This window comes from Lentzea sp. JNUCC 0626, assembly GCF_043632865.1.
Classification (GTDB): domain Bacteria; phylum Actinomycetota; class Actinomycetes; order Mycobacteriales; family Pseudonocardiaceae; genus Lentzea.
In genome coordinates, this window is the sequence record NZ_CP171635.1 from 10090602 (window position 1) to 10101729 (window position 11128).

9 protein-coding genes and 2 pseudogenes are annotated in these 11128 nt (G+C 64.6%); 8 read left to right on the top strand and 3 right to left on the bottom strand.

Annotated elements, in window-relative coordinates:
- Positions 1–42: 42 nt before the first annotated feature.
- Entirely contained in the window at positions 43–315 is a 273-nt protein-coding gene (locus JNUCC0626_RS47380; RefSeq protein WP_394617158.1) for a hypothetical protein, read from the top strand.
- 74 nt (positions 316–389) lie between these two features.
- A pseudogene (locus JNUCC0626_RS47385) lies at positions 390–476 on the top strand (integrase core domain-containing protein); the annotation flags it as partial.
- 235 nt (positions 477–711) lie between these two features.
- Here JNUCC0626_RS47385 and JNUCC0626_RS47390 read toward each other — a convergent pair.
- Positions 712–3855, bottom strand: a complete 3144-nt coding sequence (locus tag JNUCC0626_RS47390; protein ID WP_394617159.1) for an NACHT domain-containing protein — start codon at positions 3853–3855, stop codon at positions 712–714.
- 499 nt (positions 3856–4354) lie between these two features.
- Here JNUCC0626_RS47390 and JNUCC0626_RS47395 point away from each other — a divergent pair, with 499 nt between their 5' ends.
- From JNUCC0626_RS47395 to JNUCC0626_RS47405, 3 genes and pseudogenes are all read left to right on the top strand, one after another.
- Positions 4355–4774 carry a Scr1 family TA system antitoxin-like transcriptional regulator gene (locus JNUCC0626_RS47395; protein ID WP_394622256.1) on the top strand — a complete coding sequence of 140 codons (420 nt, stop codon included), beginning with the start codon at positions 4355–4357 and terminating at the stop codon, positions 4772–4774.
- Between the two features lie 1523 nt (positions 4775–6297).
- A pseudogene (locus JNUCC0626_RS47400) lies at positions 6298–6657 on the top strand (GNAT family N-acetyltransferase); the annotation flags it as partial.
- 142 nt (positions 6658–6799) lie between these two features.
- On the top strand, positions 6800–7318 hold the full coding sequence (locus tag JNUCC0626_RS47405) for a hypothetical protein (protein WP_394622279.1): 519 nt from the start codon (positions 6800–6802) through the stop codon (positions 7316–7318).
- A gap of 111 nt (positions 7319–7429) precedes the next feature.
- Here the strand turns inward: JNUCC0626_RS47405 and JNUCC0626_RS47410 are convergent, their stop codons facing one another.
- Positions 7430–7843, bottom strand: a complete 414-nt coding sequence (locus tag JNUCC0626_RS47410) for a hypothetical protein (protein ID WP_394617160.1) — start codon at positions 7841–7843, stop codon at positions 7430–7432.
- A gap of 773 nt (positions 7844–8616) precedes the next feature.
- Here JNUCC0626_RS47410 and JNUCC0626_RS47415 point away from each other — a divergent pair.
- Entirely contained in the window at positions 8617–9033 is a 417-nt protein-coding gene (locus JNUCC0626_RS47415) for a phosphotransferase (RefSeq protein WP_394622257.1), read from the top strand.
- A 62-nt stretch (positions 9034–9095) separates the two neighbouring features.
- Here JNUCC0626_RS47415 and JNUCC0626_RS47420 read toward each other — a convergent pair whose 3' ends face one another.
- Complete coding sequence (locus tag JNUCC0626_RS47420; protein ID WP_394617161.1) at positions 9096–9572, bottom strand: hypothetical protein; 477 nt, start codon at positions 9570–9572, stop codon at positions 9096–9098.
- A 194-nt stretch (positions 9573–9766) separates the two neighbouring features.
- On the opposite strand from JNUCC0626_RS47420, the gene JNUCC0626_RS47425 reads away from it, so the two are divergent.
- Together JNUCC0626_RS47425 and JNUCC0626_RS47430 are read left to right on the top strand one after the other, a co-directional pair.
- Positions 9767–10294: a histone-like nucleoid-structuring protein Lsr2 gene (locus JNUCC0626_RS47425; RefSeq protein WP_394617162.1), complete on the top strand. Its 528-nt coding sequence runs from the start codon at positions 9767–9769 to the stop codon at positions 10292–10294.
- Between the two features lie 205 nt (positions 10295–10499).
- Positions 10500–10979: a hypothetical protein gene (locus tag JNUCC0626_RS47430; RefSeq protein ID WP_394617163.1), complete on the top strand. Its 480-nt coding sequence runs from the start codon at positions 10500–10502 to the stop codon at positions 10977–10979.
- Positions 10980–11128: the final 149 nt, after the last annotated feature.

An 11128-nucleotide genomic window follows, 5' to 3' on the forward strand; every position in this document is an offset into this window, starting at 1 on the left:
CTCAACGCTGCTGGCGTCGACCCGGCGCTACACAGAGCGACCGTGACCTGGGCCGAGTTTCTGCGCTCCCAGGCCGGGGTGGTCCTGGTGATGGATTTCATCGAGACCGTCGCGCTGACCGGCGCACGTCAGTACATCCTCGCCGTTGTCTATCACGCCGGTAGGCGCGTGCGCATTCTCGGGACAACCGCGCACCCAACACATGCCTGGGTGACCAAGGCGGTCCGAAATCTCCTGATGGATCTTGGGGACGCTGGCGGCCTCGCACGGGGCAGGTTCCTCATTCGTGATCGTGACGGCAAGTACCCGGACTGATCGACGAGATCCTCAGGGGCGCCGGGATTGCGACGATCCTGACCGGCGTCCGGACGCCCCGCATGAACGCGATCATGGAACGCTGGGTCAAGACGCTGCGCGGCAAGCTCCTGGACCGCACACTGATCTGGAACGAGGCCCACCTCCGGCACACGCTGAGTGAGCACGAGCAGCACTACAACCAGCACCGCACCCACCGATCACTCGACGCCGCAGCACCCTTACGAGCCCGACTTCAACCCCTTGGGCCTGAACGGGTCGAACGCCTCGCGGTACTCCGACGGGACCGTCTCGGTGGAGTCCTCCACGAGTATCGGCATACCGCTTGACCTGTGCGGACGTAATTCTCGCCACGCACACCGTCGACGGCTGCTCGGAAGGGTAGGAGGTCGGCGTTCAGTCTTTGTCCGCCAGCCGCGCGAGCTCGTCGAGGGTGTCCTCGCCCACTTCGGTGACGCGTAACGTCGTCCAGCGGCCCAGTGGCCAGCTGTCTAGCAACCACTGCCGCGGTGGACGTTGGTGAGCGAGGCTCGGGCAGGCCGTGCGCAGTAGGAGCTCAGGTTGGTCCTGGGCCAGCACCTGTGCTCGTTCGATCTCTCCGACGAGGTTTTCGATCGTCTGCTTGGCTTCGGGGTCACGCGCGATGCGTTGCACGCCGAGACGGGCAATGACGGTGTCGAAGGCTGATGTGGTTCTGAGCTTGGCGATGAGGGAGAGGACGTCGTCCGCATTCTGTGCCGCCACGATGTCCCGCCGGAGAGGAATCGAGCCCATCAGAAAGGCGAGGATTATGAGCAGTGTTGTTCCGGTCACCACCAGGATGAGCGTCGTGACGGGAAGGTTCGTCAGCGCCTGATTGAGTGCCATCGCCCACGCGACAATGATTGCCAGGCCGACAACAACGTAACCGATCTTGTGCATGGAGGGGCGGATCAGCCGGCCGACGGCGAGCAACAGCTGCCATCCGGCCTTGGGCGTGCACTTGCCTTTCAACACCTGGCGGTGGTGACGCAGCCATCGTGTGGAACGCAAGCCACCCAGCACGATCATGATGACGGGGAGTAGCGGCCACAGCACCGCTTTGCTGCCCAAGCCGGTGCGTGCCGACCAGATGACGGCCACCGGCCAGAGCACGGCGTAGACCGTGAGCGCCATGTTGATCCAGATCCCGGTCGTGTTAATCGGGGCTAGGAAAACCACCGAGATGAAGCAGTAGAAGGCGTGCACCGTCAGGGCGGCCGCGATTCCAGCGGCGCGCAGCACCTTGTGCTCGACCAGTGTGCTGCTCGACATTGCCTCGACGAGGCGTCCGCCTCCGCGTCGAAGAGCTGCCAGCGAGAACGCGGCCGAAACAAGCATCACGGAGGTGCCGACGACGAAGGCGAGAACGAGAGAGCCGCCAACCGTTTGCGGGGAACTGAAGTCGTCTACAGCCACATGGCCGAGTGAGACGGCGAAACCTCCGGTCGCGAGGACGACGGCGACCGGAAACGCGATCGTCAGCAGGTGCAGCAGGGTCAGGAACTCCGCTGGGTGGGCGAGGCGCTTGATCTGGGCGACCGTCGAAGCGCGCTTGCGGTACAGGTCGATCGACGCGGCCAAGCCGAGCAGCATTCTCCTGATCTGGGCGCGCAGTGCGGGCGTGAGATCGGGCAGGGAACCCGCGCTGCGGAACGCTCCTTCACGCAGCAGTTCGTTGCGCGAGCGAAATGCCCCGGTCAGTAGTCTCTCGGCAACGGCGGCACTGGCCAGCGGAACGAAGTCGAGCGCGCGACGCTTGTCCAGCCGGTGTCCCCGTTCCCAGGCTCGCACGAGGATTCGGTCTACCAGGGGCTGAAGTGGCTTGCGTGTGGCGTCTTCGCAGCTTTCGAGTCCGGCCGCCAGGATACGCAGCAGGTGCAGGCAGCCGTCCGGCCACTCGAAGTCACCGGTCTCGGCGAGGAACGCGCACTTCGAGAGGCGGGTCGCCGCTTCGGTGAGCAGTGGCGTGGTTTCCCGCGGGCCTTGGATCTGGAGCAGCGTGACCGCTGTTTCCCGCCATTGGTCGTTGTCCAGCAACGACGTGACGGGAACACGATCTCCCGCGCGGATGACGACGCGAGTAGCGAAGTACTCCTGGAACCGCCGGTGGACGAACGAGAACGTGGCCTTGCCTACGGTGTTCACGTCGGTTCGCCCGAGTTTGCTGTATTCGAGTGCATCCAGCACCGTGCCGAGCCAGTGCGGCGTCAAGGTGTCCAATGTGGACGCGGAGGCGAGCAGGCTCTCCCTGGACGGTGTAAGTCCCATGCGCGGCACGGATCCCATCAGGAAGGCGATCTCCTCCGCTCCCGCCCGGACGAAACCGACGTCGATCGAGAAGCGGGACCTGATGCGTTGAGCATCTCGTTGCAGCCGGTGGTTCAGGTAGTCCTCGAAGACCGCGTGGGAGTTGGCGGGGAACTGGCCGCTCGTCCGCATGTGCTCGCACAGCAGACCGAGGAACATCGGGTTGCTCGCGAACGTGGTGATGTCCTGGGAGGCGGTGGCGAGCCCGGAACGCAGTGCCCGGTCGACGGAACGGTCGAGATCGGCGCGCCGGATCAGCCGGTGCTGCTGCCGCTGGGAGAGCCGCAGAATCCGGAAGCGGGTGAACTGGGACAGATCCGGACTGGTGAAGTCACGAGACGCGACGATGCCGCGGCATCGGGTGAACGGTCCGAGGAAGTCGGCGATCGCCTGTGCGTACAGCGGAGCGACCCGGCGAGTGTCCTTCGCGGACAACAGGTCGGGGATCTCGTCAAAGGAGTCGAACAGGAAGAGCCAGGTGCCCTCTTCCAGCCCGCGGTCGAACTCCGCGTCCAGGACCTCCTGGACGTCGCGGCTGTTGACCTCGTTGAGAGTGGCCAGCACGAACGTCCGGATCGCCGCCTCGGACACCTGTTCTGGGCGGAGGTCGAGCTGCTTGAGGTTGATGTATAGCGGGATGGTCGCGTCGACCTTCCTGCTCTTCGCTGCCCGCTTGGCGAGCACACGAGCGAGGTGCCGTAGGGCGATGCTCTTGCCCGCGCCTGGCTCGCCTTCGAGCAGAACCAGCCGGACACTGCTGCGCCGGAGCGCGTCGGAGAGCGAGCGAACGCGGCGCAAGGAGGACCGCCGGAAGGGCAGCATCCTGCGCATCCAGCGCTTGCCCCATGTCTGCTCGATCTCGACCTCAGCCTCGAGTTCCGCGTACTTCTCGTCTCTCCAGTCCTCTTGCAACTCGAGGTGGCGAAGCTGGTTGTCGACGTGCTCGGCGAACATCCGCCGCTTGCGCCGACGTCGGCGTTCGCTGGTCAGACGCCGACCGGCCAGCCATTTGAGGAAGTTCCACACCTCGTGGAAGAACGGCGTGACCGCGCGGCCCGCAGTGACCACCAGTCCGGCCACGAGCAGGCCGACGAAGATCTTCACCGGCCAGCTGGTGTTCGGGTCGGTGAGGTAGTCCCAGTACCTCTTCACCTCCGCGACCAGGTCACCTTTGCCGCCGGGGTCCTGGGCGAGGTCAACCCCAGTCGCCATGTGCGGCTCCGCTCTCCTCGTTCGGCCTGCAATCCGCCGAGCAGAGGAAGGTGGTTCTCACACATCGGGTTCTCGTGGGCCGGTGCCGGCTCGTTCTGTTCGTTCCTGGCCGTCGACCAGAGCTGGTGAACGATAACAGGGAACTGGCGCGAGAAACGTGTCAAAAAGGGGACAGTGGATTCCAAGGCCGGACTTCGTCGTCATTGGTGCTTGCGGGTGATGAGATGTCGGGACGAGTGTCCTTTGAGAACAATTCCGGCGCAGGTCCGCCGGCCTCCCGGTCGGCTCTCGACGTCGTAGCAACCGTCTCCGTCTCGTTGGCGAGCGGTCATGAAGTCGTGCAAACCACCGATTCCATGGCCCCAGTTCTGTCGCCTTCGGGTAACCGGCGAAGCAGACCGCGATCGGGCAGGAGACGCGGCTTGGCGGCAAAGATCCTCTGCTGGTGCAGGCGGCGTTCCCGGAAGTCTTGCTGTGGCGGGCGGTCGGGCCGCTGGCGATGAGGCTCAGCTGCTGCGCCTGGTCGAGACAGGTGCGCAGCCGCGGTGTCGCTGCAGGTAGTGCCGCTCGGTGCCGGGGCGTATCCGGCGATGGGTCGCCGTTCACGTTGCTGAGCTTTTCCCACTGCCAGCACGACGACGTGGCGTACCTAAAGACGTTTGTCCAAGGCGAGTACGTCGAGGATCTCCGGCTGATCGAGCAATACGGGCAGCGGTTCGAGGAGCTGCGGGCGCTCGCCCTCGGCTCCAGCGAGTCGCAAGAGAACCATCGCCGAGGCTGCGGTTGCCGTTCACCCGCGACCGTCAGCGGGCTGGGCGTGGTGTCCGAGTGCGCCTGTCGGACGACCAGCCGACCGGGCCGCGGGCGAGGACGCCTGTACCCGGCTCCCGTTGACGGAGCCGAGTACTCGGCGGCTTGAGCAACGACTACGAACCTGCAGTGACTTGATATGCGGGTCAGGCCTATCGGGTGTGTTTTGATACCCCACAGGATCGTCATGTCGCTTAAGGGATGGCGAGCGCGTTCAGAAACTCGAAACGCATGACGTCATCGTTTCGATGATCGCATTGCGGGACGTTGCGACACGGGGCTAAGGGCCTCGGCTCGAGGGTTAGAACGCTAGTCGGAGGTTTCCGAGCTGATGGTTGTGCCATGCATTGTCCGGAGGCGTTCTTTGCAACCTCAATCGGACTGTGCGGGACTTTATGACGTCCATGCTGTGCGAGCCAGCGCAGACCTCGGGAACGCGTTCGCCTCAGGTGGAGCTGGCCCAACTCCGTACACATTGAGGATCTTGAACGTGACGTTGCCAAGACAGTGATTGGTCTGCTCAAGCTGCCCTCGTCGACGAGGCTGATGTGACGTGCAGCGCGACAGGTTTACTACCACTTTTACTACCTGGGCACCCGGAGCAAGGTGTGATGAGCACCGAGAGATCTGCGATCTGCGCAGGTCAGGGGCTTCAGTTGTGGGGGATGGCGTCGAGAACGAACCTAGTGACCTCTTCGGTAGTGGCGAATGGATCACGGGCTGGAGGGGTGGCAAGTCGCTGACCTGCGGAATCGACGTCCGCAGACCTGAGGTTGGCAGGGTAGTTCTGCCCTGCCAACGCAGACGGCCTGTCGATGGAATCCATCGACAGGCCGTCTGATCAGGTAAAACACACTGTGGGCGATACTGGGATCGAACCAGTGACCTCTTCGGTGTGAACTATAGCCACGAGACCGCGCTGACCTGCGAAAATTAGACTCTCGCAGGTCAGTGCGCGTCCGTTCAGGTCCATTGAGGACCGTTCCGGCACGTTCAATGCACGGAGTTGCTCCCAAACTGCTCCCACCCTGTGCTCCCAAACTGCTCCCACCCTGTGCTCCCAAACTGCTCCCACCCTGTGCTCCCAGGGGCCACTCGCTCGGTCTCGTCTGCGGCCGATGTGCACACTCTGCAGCGCGAGCGAGTGTTCTCGGAACTGCAGGAGGCGTGCCACCGACAACCTGACATCTTGACATCGGTCACAATGGGCAAGGTCTTGGCGATGTTCATGAGGGGGTTTCCATGGCTGTTCACCTGGCAGCGGACGCGCTTGCCGAATTCTGGGCGAGGCGAGCGTCGCGAACGCGGTCTTGGACCTCGCCGGAACCAGTTGGCCGGAGAGCTGGCGGGCGGCAGGAGGAAGCGATGGTGAGCCTCCTCGAAAGCGAGCTTGTCCGTGCGGGTTTGGATCGATCGACTATCCGCAGGGACGAGGCTGTGTCCAGCTCTTCATCGTTTTCCTGATCTGGGGAGGAGTGCGGGCGAGGCAGTGCGCGCTACTGCTCGGCGTCACGTTGCACGCCGGGATCGCACTGCTGATGAACCTGGCCGTGTTCGGTGTTGTGATGATCGGCACGCTCGTTCTGGTCTGCGCTTTGCCGCAGCCGACGGAGGAACAGAGGTATTCGAAAGTTGACCACATCCGTCGCAATCGAACCCTTCGACCCCGATCGGTCTCCTGACACCGATCTGAAGGCCCTGCACGAACTGTGGACGGCCGCTCAGACGGTGGACGTGCCCGACACGGCGGTGACGTACCCCTACGACGTATGGCTGGCCGCTGTCCGGCAGTCCTCGGCGGGACGCGGGGAGCGACGCACCTGGATTGCTCGCCAGCACGACGAGATAGTCGCGTTGCTCGTCGTCTACTTCCTCGATGGCGAGAACGAGGGCGTCGGGCGGGTCACCGTCACGGTGTCGCCAAGGAAGCGGCGTGAAGGAACGGGCACTGCCGCGCTGCGTGCGTTGTTGCCGCAGTTGGACAGCCGCGGGCTCACGGTCGTGGAGGGATGGGACCTGCCAGAGGGCGGTGCAGGCCACCTTTGGGCGACCGCGCTGGGCATGCGCACTGCCAAGGTGACCGTCGAACAGGTGTTGGTGCTCGGCGAGGTCGACCCGGCAGCCTGGGAGGTCGGTGTCGGCCGGGTATCGGGTCGAAGACTGGGTGGGCGCGGCGCCGGAGCACCTGATCGCCTCGTACGCACGCGCGCTCGAGGGTATGCGGGACGCGCCGGTCGGCGAGTCGCGTTACCAGGCTCCCGAGTGGACAGTGGATCGCGTCCGCGCGATCGAGGACGAGCTGCGCGGGCAGGGCGTTGAACGACGTGTGGTGGTTGCGGTGCACGAGGCGACGGGCGATGTCGCGGGCGTGACCCAGATGGATCTGTACTCTGCCGCGCCGACCTGTGGGTACCAGCAGGACACCACCGTGGTGTGGGCACACCGCGGACATGGTCTCGGGGTCTGCGTCAAGGCGTACATGGTCCGGTTGCTGCGGTCCCAGCGCCCGGAGGTCAGCCGGGTCGAGACTACGACGAACGCCGACAACACGCACATGATCAGGATCAACCATCGGATCGGGTTCACCACGACGCGAACAGCTGTGGGGATCAGCGCGGAGATGTCCGAGCTGAGCGAGCTGCTCGGCGATTGATCACGGAACGACGATGAGTGCAGACGAACAGACCCCAGTTCGCCGCTCCGGCGTCGATGGTTCTCCAGTTCGGGAACCATCGACCGGCGTCCCTGGATCTGGTTGTCGGTACTACCCCGCGAACTCGGCCAGCTCTCCGACGCCTACCGTGCTCGCGGGCGGAGAGCTGGCCGAGCTGGGACTACAGCGCCATTGCGGAGAACAGCTCGCTGATCTCGTCCGCGATACCGCTGCCCGCGGCCCGCATGCCTGGTCCACGTCGCCCGCCGCGGTGTGGGCGAGGGCACGACGCAGGCCGAAGCGCGTGCGGGCGCGCAGATCGGACGCGGTGATCAGCGGGATCTGGACCTGCGGAATCGCGGCGGCCTCGACATGCCGGCCGAGGTTGTGGAACGACCATGCCCACGCGATGTCCACCTGATCCACGAGGCTTGTTGTGTTGTAACGGAGTTCGCCGGTGCCCTGTCGTAGTTCGCCGCCGCGGATGAGCGCCTCCTCACACTGAGCGGCGGCACCTGCCAACACGTGACCTTGGGCTTCGAGCAGCGCGGCGGCGGCTTGCAGCGCGGCGGATCGGGACTTGCCTGTAGTGCGAGCGAGCTCGATCGCGCCATGTGCGTCTGCGCTGTGTACGGCGAACTCTGCAGCATGGGCGTACTGGAGACCTGAAAACGACCGCGCACCTCGAGGTGTTCAAGACGACTGCCAGCATCGCGGTCGTGCTCGGAGGGCTCGAGGCCTTCTGTCTCGCGGCTCGTCGCGAGCGAACCCAGGAGGCCGAGCACCGCTCGCGACGTGGGCGCTCAGCGCGGACTTCGTCGCCGTGCGGACCGTCCTGGGCAGCTCCGCCCAGTGCAACCTCGGGGCTCGCCTCGTCGGCGGTCATCATCGGTCTGGGGGAAGCGGACGGAGAGGTGGGTGGGGCATCATGGCCGGGTGCCGAATCCATCACAGCCGCTCGATGTCGATGCTCGGCTTCCGCAGATAGAGCTCATCATCGGGGAAGTGCTGCTGGAGGACGACTTCGGGTCCAAGTCGGCCGCGGACGAGGAGAAACGTGCGGTAGCGCGGCGGTGGTTCGAGAACAATCTCGCCTCGTTCCAACGGCTGATCTGCGCGCCGCCGCAGCACCCTTACGAGCCCGACTTCAACCTCTTGGGCCTGAACGGATCGAACGCCTCGAGGTACTCCGACGGGACCGTCTCGGTGGAGTCCTTCACGAGTATCGGCATGCCGCTTGACCTGTGCGGACGTAATTTTCGGCACGCACAGGTCTGGACCGGACCGCGGTCGACGAGATCTCCAAGATCGCTTCGAGAGCCTCGGCGGTGCTCGACGAGGTCGCGCTGGCGTCGTTGCTCACTGGTGACTTGTGGGCGGCCAACGTCCTGGTGTCGGAGGCCAACGACGAACTTCCGGAGATCACCGGAATCGTGGACCTCGATCGGGTGGAGTGGGGTGATCCACTGGCCGACTGGACGATCTGGATGGCGCGGAAGAAACCCGGCACCGAGCGCGACTCGTTCTGGTCCGGATACGGGGTGCTGGACGAGGAAGATCCGTCCGTGCGGTTCCGGCTCGCCCTGTACGCGGCCAGGCATGACGCGACCGTGCGGCTGGAACGTGCGCGGCTGGGAGACGAAGAGGGCGTCGTGGAGAGCACGGAACAGCTCGCCCGCGTCCTGAAAGCGGTGCGCCAGATGGAGGTTTCATGACGAACACGGTCGAATCGGACAAGCAGGGCGTCGCCACACGTTGAGCGGGTAGGAATGCGCGGTCAGAGCTGTAGCCAGAACCACTGGAGCTGGTCCGCGGGCACGTTCCGCTCCGCCTTCCGCAACGCGTGCGTGGTGCAGTCGCGTGAGGAAAGCAGCGTGATCCTTAGCTTGGTGCCGTCGCTCCACCGCGGGTTCGAGTGCTGGAAGCCATCTCCGATGCCCTGGCGGCCTTGGCCCTGGTTGACGTAGATCTGCAGGCCGCTTCTTGTGCGTGCCCAGTTGCCGGAGTTGTCGCCTGTGTACATATAGCAGGCGTCGAGGCCGATCGGGGCACTCGGTGACCCCGCGCTTCCACTCTGACCGTTCGCCGTCCACGTCGTCCAGCCCGTACCGCTCACGAAGACCGAGAGCACGTTTGTCGGTGTCCGCAAGGCGAGGTAGTGCGCGCCGTTGTCGGCCGAAGCAGGAGCGGCGACCGCGGTGGTGAGCACGCCGATCGTGCTCAGGACTACCGCGGCCTTGACTGTCTTGCGCATGTTCCTGTCCTCCGTGATCTGAATGCTGAAAGCATAGGTCGGAGGCCTGCCGTCGATGACTGCGCGAAAAAAGTGGGGGGAAATCCTTCACGAATCGCTCGGCGAGATGCCCGTGTTGAGCGAGGCAGACGCAGGCGTCTCCGTGTGTAGGCTCTATGGCGGGTCCTGGCGGCGCGCTCGGCACGGATCTGCAGATGAACATCAGGTTCAAGGCGGGTCGCGCCGGAGGTTGCGAAAATCGCGGAGTATCTCGTCGCGTCTGGCGTGTGAGCCCGAAATTTTCGGTATTCATTCAGTTCTTCTTCGGTGGCCGGTGGCGTGGTGATATCCATGCGAACTGGAGTTTGCGACTGTTTTTGGTGGGGGTATCAATGGGGCAGAAGGTGATCGTCCGACTCATCGACGATCTGGACGGTGTCGTGTGTGACGTTGTTGAGACGGTTCGATTCGGGCTCGATGGCGTGAACTACGAGATGGACCTCAGTCCGGCGAATGCACTTCGGTTGCGACAGCGGTTTGCGGCGATCGTGCGCAACGCACGTCGAACGGCCGGGCGGGCCCGGCGGCGCGGGGCGAGTGTTGTATCGTCCCAAAAGGTTGCGGGCAGCGAATGGCAAACGAGGGTGATCCGGGATTGGGCCAAGGCGAACGGATATGCGATTTACCGACGCGGGCGCCTCCCGAAGAGCGTCATCGATGCCTACGTGGCGTCGTGCCGCTGAACCTGTCCAAGTTTGTTCTGCCTGGCAGTGCCCAATCAAGCTTTGGGCGATCGGCTCTTCGTGAATCATCTGCTCGATGATTGGATGTCTCGGCTGTTGCCACAGTTGCGCGCCTGCGGCCGGACCGTTGTCGAGGGATGGGATCTGCCGCGGGGCGGCACCGGTTATCTCTGGGCGACGGCGCTGGGAATGCGCACCACCAAAAGTGACCGTCGCCCAGGTGTTGACGCTCAGCGAGGTTGATCAGGCCGCGTGGAACGTCGGCGTTCCGGCTGGCTACAGGGTCGACGACTGGGTGGGAGCGCCGCCAGAGAACTGGATCGCCTCATACGCGCGCGCTCTCACGGGTATGCAGGACGCGTCGACCGGTGCCTCTCGATATCAGGCTCCTGAGTGGACTGTGGATCGTGTGCGCGCGATTGAAGACGAACTGCGGGACCAGGGCGTCGAACGGTGTGTGGTGGTGGCCGTGCACGAGGCGACGGGTGAAGTCGTGGGGGTCACCCAGATGGATCTGTACTCGGCCGCGCCGACCTGCGGTTACCAGCAGGACACCACCGTGGTGAGGCCACGTCGGGGACATGGCCTCGGGCTGTGCATCAAGGCGCACATGGCCAGGTTGTTGCGGGCCAGGCGCCCCGAGGTTGATCGGGTCGAAACCACGACGAACGCCGACAACGCCTGAGCGGCTGGGCATTGGAGCACCGGTTCACCGGCAGCGGACGTACCCGCCCGCCCCATGCGGCCTTCGCCATGCCGAGGTGACGATGCCGCCTGGACGGCGGGTTGTGTCAGCGCCGCACGAAATTGTCAGGGTGACGTCGTAGCCTCAGC